The organism is Amycolatopsis sp. WAC 01376 (assembly GCF_003947415.1).
Classification (GTDB): domain Bacteria; phylum Actinomycetota; class Actinomycetes; order Mycobacteriales; family Pseudonocardiaceae; genus Amycolatopsis.
This window is the reverse complement of the sequence record NZ_QHKL01000003.1, coordinates 985898-1006480: the sequence shown is the minus strand read 5'-3', so window position 1 is coordinate 1006480 and position 20583 is coordinate 985898. Positions and strand designations below refer to the sequence as shown.

The 20583-nt window shown below is 69.5% G+C and carries 18 protein-coding genes and 1 pseudogene; 9 read left to right on the top strand and 10 right to left on the bottom strand.

Annotation, left to right across the window (positions count from 1 at the left end; genetic code table 11):
* Positions 1-3: 3 nt before the first annotated feature.
* The 6 genes from DMH03_RS21540 (at position 4) to DMH03_RS21515 (ending at position 7418) form a co-directional block, all read left to right on the top strand.
* Entirely contained in the window at positions 4-270 is a 267-nt protein-coding gene (locus DMH03_RS21540; protein WP_076163675.1) for an HPr family phosphocarrier protein, read from the top strand.
* 61 nt (positions 271-331) lie between these two features.
* On the top strand, positions 332-1147 hold the full coding sequence (locus DMH03_RS21535) for a serine hydrolase (RefSeq protein WP_125793756.1): 816 nt from the start codon (positions 332-334) through the stop codon (positions 1145-1147).
* A gap of 286 nt (positions 1148-1433) precedes the next feature.
* Positions 1434-2453 carry an iron ABC transporter substrate-binding protein gene (locus tag DMH03_RS21530; RefSeq protein WP_125793755.1) on the top strand — a complete coding sequence of 340 codons (1020 nt, stop codon included), beginning with the start codon at positions 1434-1436 and terminating at the stop codon, positions 2451-2453.
* A gap of 44 nt (positions 2454-2497) precedes the next feature.
* Positions 2498-3955, top strand: a complete 1458-nt coding sequence (locus DMH03_RS21525) for an iron ABC transporter permease (RefSeq protein ID WP_233611573.1) — start codon at positions 2498-2500, stop codon at positions 3953-3955.
* Entirely contained in the window at positions 3952-4968 is a 1017-nt protein-coding gene (locus tag DMH03_RS21520; RefSeq protein ID WP_125793754.1) for an ABC transporter ATP-binding protein, read from the top strand. Before DMH03_RS21525 ends, DMH03_RS21520 begins: the two co-directional genes overlap by 4 nt.
* Complete coding sequence (locus DMH03_RS21515; RefSeq protein ID WP_233611572.1) at positions 4965-7418, top strand: AMP-binding protein; 2454 nt, start codon at positions 4965-4967, stop codon at positions 7416-7418. Before DMH03_RS21520 ends, DMH03_RS21515 begins: the two co-directional genes overlap by 4 nt.
* Here the strand turns inward: DMH03_RS21515 and DMH03_RS21510 are convergent.
* Positions 7352-8293: a D-2-hydroxyacid dehydrogenase family protein gene (locus DMH03_RS21510; protein ID WP_125793753.1), complete on the bottom strand. Its 942-nt coding sequence runs from the start codon at positions 8291-8293 to the stop codon at positions 7352-7354. The two genes, DMH03_RS21515 and DMH03_RS21510, sit on opposite strands and share 67 nt — an antisense overlap.
* Positions 8294-8385: 92 nt before the next feature.
* Here DMH03_RS21510 and DMH03_RS21505 point away from each other — a divergent pair, with 92 nt between their 5' ends.
* Complete coding sequence (locus tag DMH03_RS21505; RefSeq protein WP_125793752.1) at positions 8386-9009, top strand: maleylpyruvate isomerase family mycothiol-dependent enzyme; 624 nt, start codon at positions 8386-8388, stop codon at positions 9007-9009.
* A gap of 139 nt (positions 9010-9148) precedes the next feature.
* Here the strand turns inward: DMH03_RS21505 and DMH03_RS21500 are convergent, their stop codons facing one another.
* Positions 9149-10348, bottom strand: coding sequence for an endonuclease/exonuclease/phosphatase family protein (locus DMH03_RS21500; RefSeq protein ID WP_125793751.1), 1200 nt, complete (start codon positions 10346-10348; stop codon positions 9149-9151).
* A gap of 138 nt (positions 10349-10486) precedes the next feature.
* Here DMH03_RS21500 and DMH03_RS21495 point away from each other — a divergent pair, with 138 nt between their 5' ends.
* A complete protein-coding gene (locus tag DMH03_RS21495) occupies positions 10487-10912 on the top strand; it encodes a hypothetical protein (protein WP_125793750.1) in 426 nt (141 codons plus the stop codon).
* Between the two features lie 17 nt (positions 10913-10929).
* Positions 10930-11610, top strand: coding sequence for a TetR/AcrR family transcriptional regulator (locus DMH03_RS21490; protein ID WP_125793749.1), 681 nt, complete (start codon positions 10930-10932; stop codon positions 11608-11610).
* A gap of 365 nt (positions 11611-11975) precedes the next feature.
* On the opposite strand, the gene DMH03_RS21485 is transcribed toward DMH03_RS21490, so the two are convergent.
* From DMH03_RS21485 to DMH03_RS21450, 8 genes and pseudogenes are all read right to left on the bottom strand, one after another.
* Positions 11976-13238, bottom strand: coding sequence for a GrpB family protein (locus DMH03_RS21485; protein ID WP_125793748.1), 1263 nt, complete (start codon positions 13236-13238; stop codon positions 11976-11978).
* A gap of 58 nt (positions 13239-13296) precedes the next feature.
* Positions 13297-14154 carry a shikimate dehydrogenase gene (locus DMH03_RS21480; RefSeq protein WP_125793747.1) on the bottom strand — a complete coding sequence of 286 codons (858 nt, stop codon included), beginning with the start codon at positions 14152-14154 and terminating at the stop codon, positions 13297-13299.
* Entirely contained in the window at positions 14141-15586 is a 1446-nt protein-coding gene (gene mltG, locus DMH03_RS21475) for an endolytic transglycosylase MltG (protein ID WP_125793746.1), read from the bottom strand. The genes DMH03_RS21480 and mltG overlap by 14 nt, the downstream gene beginning before the upstream one ends.
* Before the next feature lie 356 nt (positions 15587-15942).
* On the bottom strand, positions 15943-16446 hold the full coding sequence (ruvX, locus tag DMH03_RS21470; RefSeq protein ID WP_125793745.1) for a Holliday junction resolvase RuvX: 504 nt from the start codon (positions 16444-16446) through the stop codon (positions 15943-15945).
* Entirely contained in the window at positions 16439-19102 is a 2664-nt protein-coding gene (gene alaS / locus DMH03_RS21465; protein WP_125793744.1) for an alanine--tRNA ligase, read from the bottom strand. Before alaS ends, ruvX begins: the two co-directional genes overlap by 8 nt.
* Positions 19103-19205: 103 nt before the next feature.
* Positions 19206-19514, bottom strand: a pseudogene (locus DMH03_RS42600) (hypothetical protein); the annotation flags it as partial.
* Positions 19511-19909 carry a DUF948 domain-containing protein gene (locus DMH03_RS21455; RefSeq protein ID WP_005157207.1) on the bottom strand — a complete coding sequence of 133 codons (399 nt, stop codon included), beginning with the start codon at positions 19907-19909 and terminating at the stop codon, positions 19511-19513. The pseudogene DMH03_RS42600 and the gene DMH03_RS21455, both read right to left, overlap by 4 nt.
* Before the next feature lie 130 nt (positions 19910-20039).
* Complete coding sequence (locus DMH03_RS21450; RefSeq protein WP_125793743.1) at positions 20040-20567, bottom strand: hypothetical protein; 528 nt, start codon at positions 20565-20567, stop codon at positions 20040-20042.
* Between the last annotated feature and the right edge of the window lie 16 nt (positions 20568-20583).

Here is a 20583-nt window from a genome sequence, read left to right as displayed (position 1 = left end):
AACATGCCGGAGAAACGCGTCACCGTGGCCAGCAAGGTGGGCCTGCACGCCAGGCCCGCGGCGACGGTCGCCAAGGCGGCCGCGGCGCAGCCCGTCGCGGTGTCCATCGCCAAGGCGGGTGGCGACCCGGTCGCGGCCGGCAGCGTGCTGAACCTGATGACCCTCGCCGCGGGCTACGGCGACGAGGTCATCATCAGTGCCGAGGGTGAGGGGGCCGAGGCGGCCGTCGACGCCATCGCCGAGCTGGTGGCGACCGACCTCGACGCCTGATCCCAGGATCCTGCGAAGCCCGGGCCGCCCCGACCGGCCCGGGCTTCGTAGGGTGTTGGGCATGGACAGCGTGCGCGAGATCGAACAGTGGCCGGTGGACAACGCCGCCACGGCCGTGGTGACCGCCGCCGGTGACGTGCTGGGCACGCACGGCGACACGGCGAAGGTGTACAAGCTGGCGTCGGTGACCAAGCCGCTCACCGCCTACGCCGCGCTGATCGCCATCGAAGAGGGCGTCGTCGAACTCGACACCCCCGCCGGGCCGGAGGGCTCCACGATCCGGCATCTCCTCGCGCACACCTCGGGTCTGGCCTTCAACGAGCACAAGCCAATGGCCGCGCCGGGCAACCGGCGCCTGTATTCCAACGCCGGATTCGAGCAGCTCGCCGACGCGCTCACCGAGCACTCCGGCATCCCCTTCGCCGACTACCAGGCAGAGGCGCTTTTCCAGCCGCTGGGCATGAAGGCGACCAAGCTGACCGGTTCCCCCGCTTCGGGCGCGGAGTCCACTGTGGACGACCTGGTCGCGTTCGCCGCCGAACTGCAGGCACCGAAGCTCATCGCCGCCGAAACGGTGCGCGCGGCGACTTCCGTGGTCTTCCCCGGCCTTTCCGGTGTCCTGCCCGGCTTCGGCCACCAGAAGCCGAACGACTGGGGCCTCGGCTTCGAGATCCGCGACCACAAGAGTCCACATTGGACCGGGTCGTCGAGCTCGCCGCGGACCTTCGGCCACTTCGGGCAGTCCGGCACGTTCCTCTGGGTCGATCCCGACGCCGGCGCCGCCTGCGTCGCGCTCACCGACCGCGCCTTCGGCCCGTGGGCCGCCGAGGTGTGGCCGCCCTACACCGACGCCGTACTGGCTGAGCTGGGGTCGTGAGCGGCGATTCGTGTTCTCTTGAGAGATAAGGCATAAGTGTCGTGAGGTCGGGCGTGTCGCGAAAGCCACTTTCGCGACATGACAGCCGGACGAGGCGACACTCACCGGTCCGTGAAGGCCTACCCCGGACACACTGGGAAATAACCAACCCGGAACCCGCTCGCCACTCGAATGAGTGACGTGACCGAGGTTGCATCACGTAATGGCCACGATGCCTTGTTAGTCCCTTAGGTGAGGTTTACCTTAGCCGCGGCACAACCGTGGGGGCTGACCGAAGGAGGGCCCCGTGGCTGTGGGCCGGGTAGCTGTGGTTCTGTTCGTCGCGGCGTTGCTGGCGACCTCTGTCGCCGCCTGCGACAGCGCGGAGGAATCCGACGCGCTGGTGATCTACTCAGGACGCAACAAGGAACTCGTCGGCGGGCTACTGGACCGGCTGAAGCAGGCCACGGGAACCCCGGTCGAAGTGCGCTACGGCGGCAGCGGCGAGATGGCCGCGCAACTGCTCGAAGAGGGTGAGCGGACCCAGGCGGACGTCTTCTTCGCCCAGGACGCGGGCGCGCTCGGCGCGGTCGCCGGCCAGGGCAGGCTCTCCGCCCTCCCCGCCGACGTACTGGGCCTCGTACCCGCCGGATACCGCGCCGACGACGGCCGCTGGGTCGCCACCTCGGCACGGGTCCGGGTCGTCGCCTACGACCCGGGCGCGGTCACCGAAGCCGAGCTGCCGAAGAGCCTCGACGACATCGTCGACCCGAAGTGGAAGGGCAGGCTGGGGTTCGCCCCGGCCAACGGCTCCTGGCAGGCGTTCGTGACCTCGGTACGGGTCCTCAAAGGCGAGGAGTTCGCCCGCGACTGGCTGCGCAGGTTCGCCGCGAACGAACCGAAGCGGTTCGACAACAACGTCGCGATCCTCAACGCGGTCAACGACGGACAGCTTCCCGCGGGGTTGATCAACCACTACTACTGGCACGCCAAGGTGGACGCGGTCGGCGCGGGCGCGGTGCGGGCGAAACTGCACCACGTCACCGGCGGCGACCCGCTCGGTCTGGTGAACGTCGCCGGGGCCGGTGTCGTGGAAGGGACCGACCGGAAGGACGCCGCGCTGCGGGCCGTGCGGTTCCTGCTTTCCGAGGAGGCGCAACGGCATTTCGCCGACGTCACCGCGGAGTACCCGGTCGTCCCGGCGGTGAAGTCGTCGAAGCACCAATTGCCTCCGCTCACCGAATTGCACGGTCCCGACATCGATCTCTCGCGGCTGTCGTCGCTGCAGCAGACTGTCGCGTTGCTCCAGGAAGCGGGCCTGTCCTGAAAGGCGTCTTCCGGGCCGCCCCCGCGCTGACGACGCTCGGCGCCTTGGTCGCGGCCGCGGCCGTGACGCCGCTCGGCTACCTCGCGGTCCGCTCGTTCGACCACGGGGCGGGCGAGGTGTGGCGCGTCCTGTGGCGGTCCCGCACCTTCGACCTCGCCGTGCGCAGCGTCGCGCTCGCGGTCGCGGTCACCACGGCCTGCCTGGTGCTCGGCGTGCTCTCCGCGTGGCTCGTCGTGCGCAGCGACCTGCCGGGGCGCCGGTTCGCGGGCATCCTCCTGGTACTGCCGCTGGCCGTGCCGTCGTACGTCGCCGGGTTCACCTGGCTGGCGCTGGCCCCCGGGCTGACCGGGTTCTGGGGCGCGTCCCTGGTGCTGACGCTGGTGTCCTACCCGTACGTCCTGGTCGTCGACGCGGCGGCGCTGCGCACCGCGGACCCGGCGGTCGAAGAGGTCGCGCGGTCGCTGGGCCGCACGAGTACGCGGACGTTCTTCTCGGTGACCCTGCGGCAGATCCGGCCCGCGGCCACCGCGGGCGGGCTGCTGGTCGCGCTCTACGTGCTGAGCGATTTCGGCGCGGTGTCGCTGATGCGGTTCGACGCGTTCACCCTCGGCATCTACACCAGCTATCGCGGGACCTTCGACCGGACGCCCGCCGCCATCCTCGGCTGCGTCCTGGTCGTCCTCGCGATCTTGCTGACCGTCGGTGAACGGCGCGCGCGAGGCGCGACCGGCGGCCGCGGAGAACGCGAGCCCGTCCGAGTTCCCCTCGGCCGGGCGAAGATCCCGGCGGTGCTCGGGACGGCGGTGGTACTCCTGTTCGCTCTCGGCGTGCCGGTGGCGAGCCTCGTCCGATGGCTGGTCGCGGGGAGTTCGGCGGCGGGCGGCAACCTGCTCTCGACGACCGGGAACACCGTGGCGGTGGCGGCTTCCGGCGCGGTCCTCACCGTCGTGTTCGCCCTTCCGGTCGGGATCCTCGCGGCGCGGCACCGGGGACCGCTCGTTCGCGGGATGGAACTGGCGAGCTTCGCCGGGCACGCGCTGCCGGGGATCACGGTCGGGCTCGCGCTGGTGTTCTTCGGGATCCGCGTGCTGCCGGACCTTTATCAGACGACGTCGATGCTGGCCTTCGCCTACGCGGTGCTCTTCCTCCCGCTGGCGGTGAGCGCGGTGCGGACCGCCGTCGCGCACGCCCCGCCGGTGCTGGAGGACGTCTCACGGTCGCTCGGCAAGGGCCGGTCGGCCACGCGGCTGCTGGTGACCGTGCCGCTGGCCGCGCCGGGCATCCTGGCCGGCGCGGCGCTCGTTTTTCTCACCTGCGCCAAGGAACTGCCCGCGACCCTGCTGCTCCGCCCGACCGGGGTGGACACGCTGGCCACCGAACTGTGGACGAAGACCGAGATCGGCGCCTACGCCGCGGCCGCGCCGTACGCGGCAGTCCTGCTGGTGGTGGCGGCCATCCCGGCCGTCGTCCTCGACCGGTTCCTGCGAGGAGCGACGCGATGAGCGGCTTGGACGTGAAGGGCCTGATCGCAGGCTACGGACCGGAACCGGTGCTGCGCGGGCTGGATCTGCGGGTTCCCGAAGGCGGTCTCGTGGCGGTGCTCGGGCCGTCCGGCTGCGGGAAGACGACCCTGCTGCGGGTGCTCGCCGGATTTCACCCGGTCCGCGACGGCGAGGTACGCCTCGGCGGCAGGCTGCTCGCCGGCGGATCCACGCACGTGCCGCCGGAGCGCCGCGGGATCGGGATCGTGCCGCAGGAAGGCGCCCTGTTCCCGCATTTGACCGTCGCGGGCAACGTGGGCTTCGGGTTGCCGCGCGCCGGGCGCCGCGACGGCCGGATCGAGGAACTCCTCGAACTGGTCGGGCTTTCCGGTTACGCCTCGCGGAAACCCGGCGAGCTGTCCGGCGGGCAGCAACGCCGGGTCGCGCTCGCCCGCGCGCTCGCGCCACGACCGGGTGTCGTGCTGATGGACGAACCGTTCTCCTCGCTCGACGCGAGCCTGCGCGACGAACTCCGGGCGGACGTCCGCGCGGCGTTGCGCGCGTTCGGCGCGACGGCGCTGCTCGTGACGCACGATCAGGAGGAGGCGCTCGGCATGGCCGATCTCGTCGCCGTGCTGCGTGACGGTGTCGTCGCGCAACTCGGGACGCCGCAAGAGATCTACGCCCGGCCCGCCGATCTCGGGGTCGCGCTCTTCGTCGGCGAGGCGGTCACTTTCCCCGGTGACGCGGAAAACGGGACGGTGGACACACCCTTGGGCAGGTTTCCCGTCCAGGGCAGCGGTTCCGGCACCGTTCTGCTGCGCCCGGAGCAACTGCACGTCGGCACCGACGGCGTACCGGCCACCGTGGACGATGTGCTGTTCCACGGGCACGACGCGACGGTGCTGCTGCGACTCGCCGAAGGCAGGCGGGTGCGCCAACGTGTCCAAGGACCGCTCGGCGTCACCCCCGGTGACGAGGTCCGCGTGCACGTGTCCGGCCCTGCCCTGTTCTTCGCCGGGGAACCGGCATGACCAGGGCGGCCGACCTCGGCTTCCTCGGCGATCTCGCGGTCCACGGCGACCGGACCGCGCTGGTCGCCCCAGACGGCTCCGCACTGAGCTATCGGGAGCTGGACCAGCGAGTGTCCACTGTGGCCGATCGGCTCGGCCCGGTGCGCAGGCTGGTCCTGCTGGCCGCCGCGAACGACGTCGACTCCCTGGTCGCCTACTTGGCGGCGCTGCGCGGTCGGCACCCCGTGCTGCTGGTCCCGCGTGGCCAGGCGGGGGCGCCGTCCGAACGTTACGACCCGGACGTCGTCATCGACGGCGACCTGATCGAACGGCGACCGGGTACCGCGCACGAACTGCATCCCGAACTGGCGCTGCTGCTTTCGACCTCGGGATCCACCGGCTCCCCCAAAGCGGTGCGCCTGTCGGCCGGGAACCTGCGGGCCAACGCCGCCGCCATCGCCGGGTATCTCGACATCCGGTCCGACGACCGCGCCGTCGCCTCGCTGCCGTTGTCATACTGCTACGGGCTTTCCGTGGTGAACAGCAATCTCCTGCGCGGCGCCTGCCTGCTGTTGACCGAGCGCTCCGTCCTCGACCCCGAGTTCTGGACACTGGTGCGGGACCGGGGCGCGACGAGCCTGCACGGTGTCCCGCACACTTTCGCCCTGCTCGACCGGATCGGGTTCGATCGGCTCGACCTGCCCTCCCTCCGCTATGTCACGCAGGCGGGCGGACGGCTCGATCCCACGAAGGTGGCCGAGTACGCCGAGCTCGGGCGGCGACGTGGTTGGCGGTTCTTCGTGATGTACGGCCAGACCGAGGCCACCGCGCGGATGGCCTATCTGCCGCCGGATCTGGCGAGCGCCCATCCCGGCGCGATCGGCCTGCCCGTCCCCGGCGGCGACTTCGACCTCGCCGAGGACGGCGAGCTGATCTATCGCGGCCCGAACGTGATGCTCGGCTACGCGCACGGCACCGCGGACCTGGCCTTGGGCCGCACCGTCCACGAACTCCCGACCGGCGACCTCGGCCGCCGGAACGCCGCCGGACTGTACGAGGTGACCGGCCGCAAGAGCCGGTTCGTCAAACCGTTCGGGCTGCGCGTCGACCTCGACCGGGTCGAACGCGTCCTCGCCGCGGCCGGGATCGAGGCGGTGTGCGCGGGCGGCGACACCGGGGTCGTGATCGCCGTCCACCGGTCCGCCGACCGGGCGGCCGCCCTCGTGCGCATCCGGTTCGGCCTGCCGCCGTCCAGTGTCGTCGTCCGCCGCATGCGCGAATTCCCCTTACTTCCCAACGGAAAGCCCGACTATCCGGCCATCGCCGCGGCGGCGGGACCGGCGAGCCCGGAACCGGCGTCGGTACGCCGGGTGTTCGCCACCGTGTTCGGTCGGCGGAGCGTTCCCGGCGACGCGACCTTCGTCGGGCTCGGCGGTGATTCGCTCTCCTACGTCAGGATGTCGATCGCGTTGGAACGCGTGCTCGGACGGCTTCCCGACGACTGGCCGACCACGCCGGTCTCGGAACTCGAACGCCTGCGCACGACCCCCTCGCGATGGCCGGCGCTGGAGACCAACGTCCTCCTTCGCGCACTGGCGATCGTCTTCATCGTGAGCACGCACATGGAGTTGTTCACCGTCCACGGCGGCGCGCATCTGCTGCTCATCGTGGCGGGCTGGAACTTCGCCCGGTTCGTGCTGCCCGGCCCGGCGACGCGGATCGCCAGGGCCGCGCTGCCGATCGCCGTGCCCGCGATCGCCTGGCTCGGCTACCGGCTCGCCGTCACCGACGACGTGTCGTGGACGAACGTGCTGCTGATCAACAACTTCACCCTCACCGGCGCATACGGGTACTGGTTCGTCGAGGTCCTCGTGCACGCGTTCCTGGCACTGTCACTGGTGTTCGCGATCCCGGCGGTGCGCCGGGCCGAGCGGGCGCACGGGTTCGCCACGGCGTTGGTGGCGCTCGGCGCCGGTCTCCTGCTGCGGGTGAGTCTCGGCGAGGCGCCGTCGTTTCCCGAACTGCACTGGACCACGCTCGGCACGGTCTGGTTCTTCGCTCTCGGGTGGCTCGCCCACAAGGCTCGGACGGGTACGCAGCGGGCGATCGTGCTGGGGTTCGGTTTCCTGCTCGTCCCGGGGATGGTCGGCGATCCGCTGTGGGAGGCCGTGGTGCTGGGCGGGCTGGTGCTGGTGCTGCTCCAGGTCCGCGTTCCGGTGCCGGGGGCGGCGATCGGCGTCGTCGGGCAGGTCGCGAGCGCGTCGCTCTACATCTACCTGACGCACTGGACGGTCTTTCCCGCCCTGCTCCCGTACCTTCCGGCGCCGGTCGTGCTGGTGCTCAGCGTGGCGGCGGGCACGGCCGTGTGGTGGACCGTGCAGCTCGCCACGCGCCGCCTGCGGTCCTACTCCATGACTCGGATCGGCGAACCTGCCTGGAAGGCCGCGATGTCCTCGACCGCGTCGCGGTAAAAGATCTCGTAAGCCTCCCGGGTGACATAGCCGATGTGCGGGGTGAGCACGACGTTGTCCAGCGTCCGCAACGGATGCTCCGACGGCAACGGCTCGACGTCGTAGACATCCAGCGCGGCGACCGCGATCTCCTTGCGGCGCAAGGCGTCCACGAGAGCGGCCTCGTCCACGATCGGGCCGCGTGAGGTGTTGACCAGCATCGCCGTCGGTTTCATCGCGGCGAGTTCGGGCGCGCCGACCAGCCCACGGCTGCGGTCACTGAGCACCAGATGGACCGACAGGACATCCGCACGGGCGAACAGTTCCTCCTTCGACACCGCCGTCACGCCGTGGGGATCGGCCTTCTCCTTGGTCAGGTTCTGGCTCCAGGCGATGGTCTCCATGCCGAACGCCTTGCCGATCTTGGCCGCGCCGGCGCCGAGCCTGCCGAGCCCGAGCAGCCCGAGGGTCTTGCCGGACAGGATCGTGCCGACGGTGGTCTGCCAGCCGCCCTCGCGCATGTTCGCGGACTCCACCGGCACATTCCTGGCGGCGGCGAGGATCAGCGCCCAGGTGTGCTCGGCCGCCGGGGCCGCGATGTACCCGGTGGAGGAGACGACCACACCGTTGCGCCGGGCGGCGGCCACGTCGATCGCGGCGTTGCGGTGGCCGGTGCTCACCAGCAGCTTGAGCGCGGGCAGCCGGTCGAGGACCTCGGCGGGGAACCGGGTGCGCTCACGCATCGCGACCACGACGTCGAAGTCCCGGAGGCGGCCCACGACGTCGGCGGGGTCCGCGAACGGCTTCGTGAACACCTCGATCTCGGCGCCGAGGGAGCCCCAGTCGCCGAAGCCGAGCGCCACTTCCTGGTAGTCGTCGAGAATCGCGATCTTCATACCCTCAGGCTAGTTCAGCTCTTTCGGAGAACTCGAACGGCGAGGACTGTGGTTCCATGGCGGCGAGGTGTATCTCCGGACAGAGGAGCGGGATGGACGACGGCGACGTCTTGGCCTGGACCGAGGCCGAACGGCTGAGCTTCGCGGATCTGCTGGAGAGCCTCTCCGAGCTGGACTGGTCGGCGAAGACGCTGTGTACGGAGTGGACGGTCCACGCGATGGCGGGCCATCTCGCGCAGACCACCAGGAACCGGCTCAAGGACACCCTCGTCGGCATCGTGAAGGCCAAGGGGAACTGGGACCGGATGAACGTCGACCAGGCCGTCGCCTACGCCGCGCGGTTCACCCCGGCCGAACTCGTCGCCCAGATCCGCGAGGACGCCGGATCGGCACGCCGCCCGCTCGGCGCCAAACCGGTCGACGAGCTCGCCGACGTCCTCATCCACGGCCAGGACGTCGCCCGCCCGCTCGGTATCGACCGGCCCATGCCGGAGAAGCCGACGATCGCGGCGCTTGAGCACCTGCTGGCCAGCCCGTTCTGGGGCGCCAAGAAGCGCTGTAAGGACCTGAAGCTGATCGCCACCGACGCCGAGTGGACCGGTGGCACGGGCCTCGAAGAGGTACGAGGCCCGCTCGACGACCTGCTCTTGGCGGTGAGCGGACGAAGCATCGGCCTCGCCACGCTCACCGGCCCAGGTACCGCGCGGCTCAGCTGAACGTCACCAGCGAGGGGACCCTTTTCCAGGTAAGAGTGCCTGATTTGGGCGTTGTGTGAGGGGGTCGTGAGTGGCAATGATCGTTCTAACGACACTTACCACTCACGACCGGCAATGCAACTTTGCCGGGGCCCTGACGTCACCAGCGAGGGACGAACACGTCGACCCGGACCAGGTGGTGGTCCGAAGCGTCGTTCAGCCGGGCCAGCGGTGAGTCGGGCAGCGGCCAGAAGACCTCGGCGCGCCAGGGGATCAGGCCCTTCGACGGCAGGACGTAGTCGATCCGCAGGTTCCCCGGCGCGTTGTCGTTGAAGTCGCCGGTGTCGAAGAAGGGGTCGCCCTTCTGGCCGATGTTGGCGCCTGCCTGGTCCTGGGCGGCGCGCACGCCGCCTTCGCTGCCCGGCCGGGTCTCGATGACACGCGGCGCGTTCAGCAGGCGCGAGATCGCGCCCGGAACGCTGTCGCCGTCGAGCGGGTCGGAGTTGTAGTCACCCGCGATGACGAACTTCTCGTGCGGGGAGAGCCCGCCGCGGCGGCCGTTGTCGTCGTGGATGTAGCGGCCCTTGCCCGGGGTCACGTAGTCCGCCCAGAAGCGGATCTCGTCGTTGTTGCGGGTGCCGTTGCGGTCTTCGGGGCCGTCGAAGGTGGGCGGCGTCGGGTGCGCGGTCAGGAAGTGGACGGTCGAGCGGCCGACGCGGACCGGAACGTCCCAGTGGGACTTCGACGACAGGCGCAGCACGTCGAGCGCCTGCGGCGAGTACCAATCGCCGGGCGCCGGGGTGGCCGGATCGTCCGGGAGCAGCGCGCCCGGCATGTCCTTCCAGAGGAACTTCTGGAACGTCCGCACGCTCTTGGTGTCGATCGGGTACTTGGACAGCACGAGCATGCCGTACTGGCCCTCGAAGAGGCCGAAGCCGTGCGCGTCGTTGCCGCCGCCGACCTGGGCGATGCGGTCGAGGTCGAAGCCGGTCGAGACGCCGGTGTTCGACGGCGCCGTGAAGGCGTACGGGTAGTCGATCGGCGCGGCACCGTTCTGGCCGCGCTCGAGGTAGTTCTCGCGGAACAGGTCCGCGGCGCGGTTGCCCGGCACGTAGTCGAACTCGTTGATCAGCAGCACGTCGGGCCGGTTGCGCTGGATCACCTCGGCGACCTCGCCCGCCTGGGCGTTGCCCGGCTGGGAAAGGTCGGTCACCAGCTGACCGGCGGCGCCACGGTTGAGCGAAGCGTTGAACGTCGCGAAGCGGACGTTGTGCCCGACGGTGGCTTCCGCCGGTGTGGCGGCCAGCAGCGTCCCGGCCAGCAAGGCGCCCGAGGTGAGCACGGCGGCGATGCGTTTCACGGTCTTACCTCCCAGAGTCGTAGCGACGATACGCACTCCGTGCGGCCGCACGGGTGAGCTTCAGGTGAACAGCGTCTCTTGAACGCGTTCAAAATCTGAGCTACGGTACTTCTTGAACACGTTCAAAAGGAGGTCCCCATGCAACCCGTAGTCGTGGCCTACGCCCTCTACCTGGCCATAACCGTGCCGCTGACCGTGCTGGTCGCCCGCACGCTGAGCAGGCACGGCAAGACGTTCCTGGAAGACGTCTTCCAGGACAAACAAGCACTGGCGCATTCGGTCAACCAACTGCTCGTCGTCGGGTTCTACCTGGTCAGCCTCGGTTTCGTGACCCTGTTCCTGACCAGCGACGACATCGTCCTCGACGCGCGCGACGTCTTCGAGATGCTGTCGGTGAAGGTCGGCACCGTGGCGCTCGTGCTCGGCGTGATGCACGTCGGGAACGTGCTGGTGTTCAACGGCATCCGCCGCAAGCACCTCAACCACACGGCCGCGCGGCCCGTGCCGCCGCCCTACCCCGGTTACCCCGGCTACCCGGCGCCCGCTCCGCACCCCGCGCCCTGACCGGATAACGTGCAGTCGTGGCGAAGAGTGAGGAAACCAGGTCACTGATCGTGGCGACCGCGTTACGGTTGTTCGGCGAGAACGGCTACGACCGAACGACCATGCGGGCCATCGCCGCCGAAGCGGGCGTGTCGGTCGGGAACGCCTACTACTACTTCGCCTCGAAAGACCAGCTGATCCAAGGCTTCTACGACGAGATCGCCAGGGTGCACCTGACGACGGCGCGGGAGGCGATCGAAGGTGAGCGGGACTTCAGCGCGCGACTCAAGACCGTCCTGCTCACCTGGCTCGACGTCGCCGAGCCGTACCACCGCTTCGGCACCCAGTTCTTCGTCAACGCCGCCGACCCGGACTCGCCGCTGAGCCCGTTCAGCGAGGAGTCTTCGCCCGCGCGGGACGCCTCGATCGGCCTGATGCGCGACGTCATCGCCGACTCCGACGTGAAACTCGACCCGGACCTGCGCGACGACCTGCCCGACCTGCTGTGGCTGTACCAGATGGGTGTCGTGCTGTTCTGGGTCCACGATCGCTCCCCCGGCCAGAAACGCAGCCGGATGCTGGTGGAACGGACGGTCCCGTTGATCGCGCGGCTGGTGGGGCTTTCGCGGCTGCGGGTGCTGAGGCCGGTCAGCCGGGAGATCGTTTCACTGATCCGGGACCTTTCGAAGCGGGACGATCCCGCTCCCCCGCGCGATTAGTCACCTACTTGCGTGGGTTCGCCGGCCGGCACGAGGCATGCATCAAGTCCCCGAGTGTCCACAAGGGACACTTTCGAGGAGTTAAATGTCTGATTAATGGCTAGATGTGCGGTTCTCGAGGGGGTCGTGAGTGGTAATGATCGTTAGAACGACCATTGCCACTCACGACCCCTTCGCAAAACGCCCGAATCAGGCACTGATACCCGGAAAGAGTCCCCTGTGGACAGTCGAGAAGATGTCAGGCCACTGTGACGAGTCCCCACCACCCACTTCAACCAGCGGTTATGCGACTTTGCCGGGACCCTCAGGGCAGGCAAGGAGGCCTTCACAGACTTCTGGGGTGCCCACCGGCCGCAAGTAGGTGACTAATTGCGGGCTGGCTCCCGGACGGTCCGGAAGTACAGGAACCGCGGCTGGGTCCGCAGCTTCGCGTACCACCGCGGGTCCGATTCGGCGATCGCCTCATCCGGCATCGGCTCGACCAGCCGGTCGACCGCGAATCCGGCATCCCGCACCGCACCGAACGTCCAGCTCAGCGGACGCCGGTAGAACCGGACCTTCTGACCAGCCGGGAACTCGTCCTCCAGCAGTTCGAGCTGGAAGTAGTTCTGCTTCCCGAACCAGCGCCAGTCCTCGCCGGGATGGTGCACCGAGAACACCAGGAGCCCGCCCGGTTTGAGCACCCGCCGGAACTCCGCCAGCGCCGGCGCCCACTCCTTCAGGTAGTGCAGCACCAAGGACGCCGTGATGACGTCGATCGAGCCATCGTCCAGAAAGGACAGCGGCCGCGAGACGTCGGCCGTCTCGAACTTCGCGACGTCCCCGAACTTCTCCCTGGCGATGGCGACCATGCCCGCGCTGGCGTCGACGCCGAGGACGTCCGCCCCCTTCGCGGCGAGCAGTGCGCTGAGGTGACCTGCCGCGCTGCCGACGTCCAGCACCCGTTTGCTCGCCACGTCCCCGGCCAGTTCGACGATGGCGGGACGGTCGTAGTGGGCGTTGGTGCTGCTGGTTTCGGCGTGCGCCGCGTAGAGCCGGGCGAACCCGTCGTACTGGGCGGCGCGCGCCCGCTCGACGATCTCGTCGATCACCTCGGTCTTGGCGTCGGCGTAGTGCTGGATGTACTTCCAGGTGCGCGACGCCAGCTCGCGTTTCTTGACCTCGTAGAGCTTCCGCTCGTCCTCGTGCGCGATCAGGCGCTCGCGGAAGAGCCGGTAACGCTCGGTCTGGCCGTTGTCCGGCGAGTAGACGTGCAGGTTGATGTTGGTGTCCGGACCTTTGAAGCTGCGGTGCTTCTCCCACTCCGGCTCGCGGATGACGAGCTTGTAGCCTGCCGCCTCCAACTGCGGCACATAGGCGTCCTCGTCGTCCGAATCGGCGACGATCAGCATGATGTCGATGATCGGTTTCGCGCAGAGTCCCGGCACCGACGTGGAGCCGACGTGCTCCAGCACCAGCGCGCGTTCCCCCAGGATCCCCCTGATGCGCTTGGCTTCCCGCTCGAACAGGGCGGGCCACTCCGGATCGTATTCGGCCAGCGTGACGGTGGAATTCAGTACCGGAGGCTGATCGACCCAGGCGTTGTTGATGTCTTCTTCGGTGTAATCGTCTCGATCAGGTTTAGGCATCGACCCCTTGTTCCTCTCTCAAGGCAGTCGGCCAGATTATCGAACTCTGGCGAACTTGTCAGCTGATCGGCAACGGAAGGATCCCGCCGGTCGCTTCCCGAAGAGCGTCCCGCATCTCCGCTCGCGGCGCCGGCTGCCCGGTGAAGTACTCGGACTGCCCGAAAGCCTGGTGCAGCAACATATCCAGTCCGGTCGCGAGCCGCCCGCCCTGTTCGGCGACGGCTTCGGCGAGCGCGGTCGGCCAGGGGTGGTAGATGACGTCGAGGACGCAGCCGATCCGGGCCAGCTCCGCCAGATGCGGGCGGACCGCGTCCGGGGGCACGGTGTTCACCAGTACCGACGAGTCGGCCGCGAGCTTCCCGAAGTCGGCGTCGGCCCAGCGGAGCACTTCGGCGTCGAGCCCCGCCCGCTGCGCCGCCTCGACCGTTTCCGTGGCCCGTGCGGGATCCCGCACGACGAGCCGCACGGTCCGCACGCCGAGCGACGCGAGCCCGACGACGGCCGCCGCGGCCGTGCCGCCCGCTCCGAGGACGACGGCCGCGTCATCCTCGCCGGGCGAGTACTCCCCCGCGATGCGCAGTGCCTCGGTGACCCCGTCGACGTCGGTGCAGTCCGCCAGCCAGCCGGTTTCCCGGCGCACCAGCGTGTTCGCCGCGCCGACCGCCGTCGCCGCGAGCTTTACCTCGCCGGCGAACTCCAGTGCGGCCCGTTTCCCGGGCATGGTCACCGAAAACCCGGTCCATTCCGGACCGAGACCGTCGACGAACGCGGGCAGCCCGGGTCCGTCCATCTCGACCCGCTCGTAGGTCCAGCCGTCCAGGCCCAGCGCGCGGAAGGCGGCGCCGTGCAGCACGGGCGAAAGCGAGTGTTCGACCGGCTTTCCCAGGATCGCGGCTTTGCGGTTAGTAGACACCACGCCTCTGTGCGTCCAGCTTGTTCTTGTTGTGCTCGTCATTCGTCACCGCGAAGCAGGAGAGCCCGTTCTTCTCGCACTTGACGAAGAAGATCCAGTTTCCCGCGACCGGCTTGAGCGCGGCCTGGATCGCTTCCGCGCTGGGCACCGCGATCGGTGTCGGGGTCAGGCCGACGGACTTGTAGGTGTTGTACGCGCCCGCTTTTTCCCGTTCCTCGGGTTTCGTGAGCAGGGTCGGCCGGTCGAGGACGTAGTTGACCGTCGAGTCCATCTCGAGCCGCATCTTCTCGTCGAGCCGGTTGTAGATGACCCGCGAGATCTTCCCGAAGTCGGCCTTCACCGCCTCGCGTTCGATGATCGACGCGATGATGAGCGTCTCGTACGGTGTCTTGCCCTCGCCCTTGGACTGATCGCTCAGCCCGGCGTCGAGGATGCGCTTCGCCGAGGTCTTCACGACGTCGGTGAGCAGTTCCTCGGCCGTCCAGCCGGGTTTGACGTTGAAGATGCCCGGGGCGATCAGCCCTTCGAGCCGCCGGTCCTTGTGCTCCGCCTTCGCGGCGGAGTCGATGGCCCAGGACGGGACACCCAGTTTCGCCAGATCCGCGGTCTCGATCGTCTTCCGCAGTTCCTCGACCGGGATGCAGGTGCTCTTGCCGTTCAGGTCGGCGCAGGAAGCCTTGGACAGCAACGAATACACACCCGGGGTCACCTTGCCGTCGGGCTGGGTGATGTCGTGGAACTGGGTGTACGGCCGGATTTCGACCTGGCCGACCTTCGACGCGGGGGTGATCATCTTCTCGACCGCGCTGGCGCCGGACATCTTCGTCTTCATGACGTAGTAGCCCTGCTGGAGCCGCGAGACGGCGGTGTTGTCCTCGCCCGCCTTCACGAACGCCTTGCCGCTGGCGACCACTCCGGCCGCCTGCAACCGGTTGCCGATCGCGGAGGTCGAGTCGCCCTTCTCCACCTGGACGAGGACGTCGCTCTCGCCGGTGCCTTCGTAGTCGTCGTAACCGAAGATCTGCGTGAAGCCGTAGTAGGCGCCACCGGCGAGCAGGACGAGCACGGTCAGCGCGGCGATCCAGCCCACCGCGCGTTTCTTCTTGCGCTTCTTGGGCGGCGGTCCCTGACGTTCCGGGCGCTCGTCCTCGATGCGTTCCGGCTCGGCACGGTCGTCGTCTTCGAAGTCGTCGTAATCCTCGTAGTCGTCGTACTCGTCATAGTCGTCGTACGTGTCGTCGCCGAAGATCTCGTTGTATTCCTCTTCGCTGCCTTGAGGCGGCGAAGAAGGAGCAGCGCCGGGGCGCCGGGCGATCGGCGCGTCCTGGATCGCGGGGAGGATGTCGGTCGGCCGCTCGTCCGAGAGCGGGCCGTCGTCCTCGCGGCGCCTGCGGCGGCCGGGGCGGGGCGGCTCGTCCTGGGCGTACGCGGGCATGCCAAGACTCCGGTCACCCGGCTGGGGGGACCGCCGCGGCGGTGCGGGAGGCGGCGGAGGAACCGCGGGTTCCGGGGCCCGCCTCGGCGGGGCCGGACGTGCCACCGGCGGCGGCTCCTCGGCCGCACGCCGGGCACGCGGCGGTGGCTCTTCGGGAGACCGGCGGGCACGCGGCGGTTCCTCCACCGGACGCCGCACGGGCGGCGCCTCGGGGGGTTCCTGCCGGATGTGCCGTCGTCCCGTCGGCTGGGGTTCGGGCCTTCGACGGGGCGGGGCCGGCGGCTGGATGGCCTCCTCAGGCTCCCGCAATCGCCGCCTACCGCCCTGACGGCGCTCGGGCCGGCCGTGGGGCTCGGTCATGTATCGCCCTTCCGTGCGCGATGTGCCGCTACCGCGTCGATCCACGCCTGCAGGATCTCGACCGCGGCCGCCTGATCGACGACGGCACGTTGCTTACGTCCCTTCACCCCACGCTGCGACAGCATCCTGGATGCCGTCACCGTGGTCAACCGCTCGTCGGCCAGTCGCACCGGCACCGGGGCGATCCTGGCGGCGACCTTTTCGGCGTAGTCGAGCGCCGCTTCGGCCGCCGGGCCGTGACGGTCCTTGAGCGTCCTCGGCAGGCCCACGACGACTTCGACGACGTCGTGTTCCGTGACGAGTCCGACGAGCTGGTCGACGTCTTTGTCGCCCACCGCGTCGCGAGTGAGGGTAACGAGCGGGCTCGCGAGGATGGGGTCGGGATCGCTGAGCGCGACCCCGACCCGGACGGATCCGACATCCACCCCGAGCCGCCTGCCGCGCCCCGGATCGGTCTCCCCTGGCCGATCCGGGCGCCGCTGAAGGGCGTCGTCAGCCAACTTGGGCGACCGCCGCGCGCAGTGAGGCGATGGCCTGTTCGGCCCCGGCCGGGTTGGTACCCCCGCCTTGCGCCATATCCGGCTTGCCGCCGCCGCGGCCGCCGATCGCCTCGGCGAACGACGGGACGAGCTTGCCCGCCGCGATCCCCTTCTCCTGCGCCGCCTTGGTGGTGGCGACGACGAAGGCGACCTTCTCGCCCTGCGGGGCGAACAGCGCGACGATGCCGGGACGGTTGCCGAGCCTGCCGCGGATGTCGGAGGCCAGCGCGCGCAGACCGTTCGAGTCGACGCCCTCGCCGAGCTTCTCCGCCACGACCGCGACGCCGCCGATGTCCTCGGCCTTGTCCGCGAGCGAGCCCGCCGAGCCGAGCACCTGCTGGGTGCGCAGCTGCTCGATCTCCTTCTCGGCGTTCTTGAGCCGCGTGAGCACGTCGTCGATCCGCGACGGCAGCTGCTCCGACGGCACCTTGAAGGTGCTCGCGAGCTGCGAGACGAGCAGCTGCTCCTTGCGGACGTACTTGAGCGCGTCCGTGCCGACCAGCGCCTCGACGCGGTGCACGCCGGAACCGATGGACGAGTCGCCGACCAGTTTCACCAGGCCGAGCTGGCCGATGCGGTCGACGTGGGTGCCACCGCAGAGTTCGCGGGAGTACTCGCCCATGTCGACGACGCGGACGTCGTTGCCGTACTTCTCGCCGAACAGCGCGACCGCGCCCAGTTCGAGGGCCTTGTCCTTCGTGGTGACGAAGGTGTTCACCTCGACATTGGTCTGGAGGTAGTCGTTGACCTCTTCCTCGACCTCGGTCAGCACGTCGGCCGAGACCCCGCCGGAGGTGGTGAAGTCGAAGCGCATCCGGCCCGGCGAGTTCAGCGAACCGGCCTGCGCCGCGCGCTTGCCGTACGCGCCGCGCACGGCCGCGTGGACCAGGTGTGTCGCGGAGTGGGACCGCTCGATCGACAGGCGGCGGTGCTGGTCGACCGAACCGGTCAGCGCGGTGCCGATGCCGACCTCGCCGTCGAGCACCTCGACGCGGTGCACGAACAGGCCCGGCACGATCTTCTGCACGTCGTGGACCTTGAGCTCGACGCCGTCGCCGAGCAGCACGCCGTGGTCGGCGACCTGGCCACCGCTCTCGGCGTAGAACGGCGTGCGGTCCAGGACCAGCTCCGCCTTCTTGCCCGTGCCGACGCTGCGCACCGGCACGCCGTCTTCGAGCAGCGCGACGACCTTCGCTTCGGCCTGCAGGTCGGTGTAGCCGAGGAATTGGGTCTCGCCGTGCTGTTCGAGCACCTTGCGGTACTCGGACAGGTCACCGTGACCGGTCTTGCGCGACGCCGCGTCGGCCTTCGCGCGCTGCCGCTGCTCGTTCATGAGCGTGCGGAAGCCCTCTTCGTCGACGGCCAGGCCCTGCTCGGACGCCATCTCCAGGGTCAGGTCGATCGGGAAGCCGTAGGTGTCGTGCAGCTGGAACGCCTTGTCACCGGCCAGCAGCGAACCGCCGGAGCGCTTGGTCTCCTCGGCTGCCATATCGAAGATGCGCGAACCGCTGGTGAGCGTGGAGAGGAACGCCTCCTCCTCGACGCGCACGACGTCCTCGATGCGGTCGAAACCGGAGACGAGCTCGGGGTACGTCGGGCCCATCGTGTCGCGGACGACCGCCGCGAAGGCGGGCAGCACCGGCTCGTGCACGCCGAGCAGGCGCGCGGAACGGATGATGCGGCGCAGCAGGCGGCGAAGCACGTAACCGCGGCCGTCGTTGCCGGGGGTGACGCCGTCGCCGATGAGCAGGACGCGGGCGCGGCCGTGGTCGGCGATGACGCGGAAGCGGACGTCATCGGTGTGGTCGGAGCCGTAGCGCCGGCCGGAGAACTCCTCGGCGCGGCCGATCACCGGGCGGACGAGGTCGGTCTCGTAGACGTTCTCGACCCCCTGCAGGATCGTCGCGACCCGCTCGACACCCATGCCGGTGTCGATGTTCTTCTTCGGCAGCTCACCGATCGGCTTGTGGCCGTGCTTCGGGCTCTTGTCGCCCCGCACGTCCTGCATGAAGACGAGGTTCCAGATCTCGATGTAGCGGTCCTCGTCGGCGACCGGGCCGCCCTCGCGGCCGTAGTCCGGGCCGCGGTCGTAGTAGATCTCCGAGCAGGGGCCGCCGGGACCGGGCACGCCCATGTCCCAGTAGTTGTCCTTGCCGTCACGGGACTGGATGCGCTCGCCGGGCAGGCCGGTGAGCTTCTTCCACAGGCCGGCCGCCTCGGCGTCGTCCTCGTAGACCGTCGCCCAGATGCGTGCCGGGTCGAGGCCGTAGCCGCCTTCGCTCTGGGGCTTGGTGATCAGCTCCCAGGCCGCCTCGATGGCGCCTTCCTTGAAGTAGTCGCCGAAGGAGAAGTTCCCGGCCATCTGGAAGAACGTGTTGTGCCGGGTGGTCTTGCCGACCTCTTCGATGTCCGGGGTGCGGACGCATTTCTGGACGCTGGTCGCACGCGGGTACGGCGGCGGGACCTCGCCGAGGAAGTACGGCTTGAACTGGACCATGCCGGCGTTGACGAACAGCAGGTTCGGGTCGTCGAGGATCAGCGGCGCGCTCGGGACGCGCGTATGTCCCTTGTTCTCGAAATGGCTCAGAAAACGCTGGGTGATTTCGTGTGTTTCCACGGGATCGTCCTTGTATACGGGCTCGCGCGAAAGCGCTGGGAATGCGGACAGGCGGGAACGGCGGAGGGCTGGGTCTGTTCCGGTCGCGGACGCGACCCCACCAGCCCTCCGCCCGGCGAGCTCGCCGGGCCGGGCGCCGCGGCGACGCCGCGTGCCTGCCCGCAGGGCCGTCGGCGGCCGTGCTCAAACCGGTGCGTTCGGACACCATGTCGTGCAGCTCCTGTTCCCGTTCGCTCATCCCGGCGCGGACCTCCGCGCCGAACGAACCGACGGCGCCCGCGAGTTCCCGCACGGCGTCGCCCAGGTTCGAGGCTAGCCCCGCCGGCGTGGCCTGGCGAGCGGTTTCGGTCGCTTTGCGTGACAGGGCGACGCCGGCGACCACGCCGACGCCGAGCCAGAACAGGCGCTTCATTTGCGGCCCCGCTTCTTCGCCGGGCGGGCCGCCTTCGCTTCCGCTTTCTTGCGGCGGGCCTTGATGGCCTTGCTGAGGCCGTAGGACAAGGCGGCCGTCTTCACCAGCGGTCCGCCGAGCGTCGCGGTGAACACCGACGACAGCGCGGACACGTTGCCGGAGACGGCCTGCGCGTTCGCGGTGATGCCGTCGACCCGCTCCAGCTGCGTGTTGACGTGCGTGATCGTCTCGTTCGCGCCGATCAGCAACGGGTCGGTGTTCTCGTGCGCCTTGCGGATGGCGATCGTGGCCTCGTCCAGGGTCCGGCCGAGCTTGAACAGCACGATCGCCAGAAGCACGACGAGTACGACGAATGCTCCTGCGGCGATCAGCGCGGCGATCTGCCCTGCCGACACGGGCCCTCCTCAAGGGTCTGCGGTCTTTGGTGCCCGTGAGGTTACCGCCCCGCCAGCCGTTCGGCGGTGTCACCCCGCCGGACGGTCACTCAGCGCAGTGACCTCACGACGAACCGGGGAGAACCGGACGTCAGCGCCCGCTCTTGGGCGGCGTGGTCCTCGCGTGCCCGGGCGGGTCATCGGGCGCGCGGCTGTTGCGGCGCTCGCTGTCCGCCGGCGAAGTGGTGGAGGGGGCCCGTGCGTCCGGCGGGCCGGACACGGTCGTGGTCCGGACCGGAGCAGGCCTGGCGCTCGTGGGCATTGTTTCGAGAACCGGCTCGGGCGCTCCCCACGATTCCGGCGGCGAAGCCGTTCGAGGCCCGCTCGGCGTTGGCCCGTCCGTCGTTGTCGTGGGCGGCGGTGTCGTAGGCGGCGTTGTCGCGGGAGGCTGGGACGTCGCCTGCGGCCTGGGTACCGGCCTCGGGCCCAGCGCGGTGGGCAGGTCCGGCACGCCGGAGAGCGCGACGAGAAGGAGGACTCCGTAACCGGCGGCGGCTCCGGCACTGATCGCGATCCGGCGGATCAAGACGCCGCGACGGCCACCGGGTTCGGCGGACACCGGCTTCGCGGGTTCTCCCCCACCGCCGTTTTCGTCGTGATGCTCGGGAATCACGGCCATCCAGGGATCGTACGGG

What these genes read in the sequence shown, in the direction of transcription:
- DMH03_RS21540 (WP_076163675.1), top strand. Translation starts at nt 4, where the DNA reads ATGCCGGAGAAACGCGTCACCGTGGCCAGCAAGGTGGGCCTGCACGCC.
- DMH03_RS21535 (WP_125793756.1), top strand. Translation starts at nt 332, where the DNA reads ATGGACAGCGTGCGCGAGATCGAACAGTGGCCGGTGGACAACGCCGCC.
- DMH03_RS21520 (WP_125793754.1), top strand. Translation starts at nt 3,952, where the DNA reads ATGAGCGGCTTGGACGTGAAGGGCCTGATCGCAGGCTACGGACCGGAA.
- DMH03_RS21515 (WP_233611572.1), top strand. Translation starts at nt 4,965, where the DNA reads ATGACCAGGGCGGCCGACCTCGGCTTCCTCGGCGATCTCGCGGTCCAC.
- DMH03_RS21510 (WP_125793753.1), bottom strand. Translation starts at nt 8,293, where the DNA reads ATGAAGATCGCGATTCTCGACGACTACCAGGAAGTGGCGCTCGGCTTC.
- DMH03_RS21505 (WP_125793752.1), top strand. Translation starts at nt 8,386, where the DNA reads ATGGACGACGGCGACGTCTTGGCCTGGACCGAGGCCGAACGGCTGAGC.
- DMH03_RS21495 (WP_125793750.1), top strand. Translation starts at nt 10,487, where the DNA reads ATGCAACCCGTAGTCGTGGCCTACGCCCTCTACCTGGCCATAACCGTG.
- DMH03_RS21485 (WP_125793748.1), bottom strand. Translation starts at nt 13,238, where the DNA reads ATGCCTAAACCTGATCGAGACGATTACACCGAAGAAGACATCAACAAC.
- mltG (WP_125793746.1), bottom strand. Translation starts at nt 15,586, where the DNA reads ATGCCCGCGTACGCCCAGGACGAGCCGCCCCGCCCCGGCCGCCGCAGG.
- DMH03_RS21450 (WP_125793743.1), bottom strand. Translation starts at nt 20,567, where the DNA reads ATGGCCGTGATTCCCGAGCATCACGACGAAAACGGCGGTGGGGGAGAA.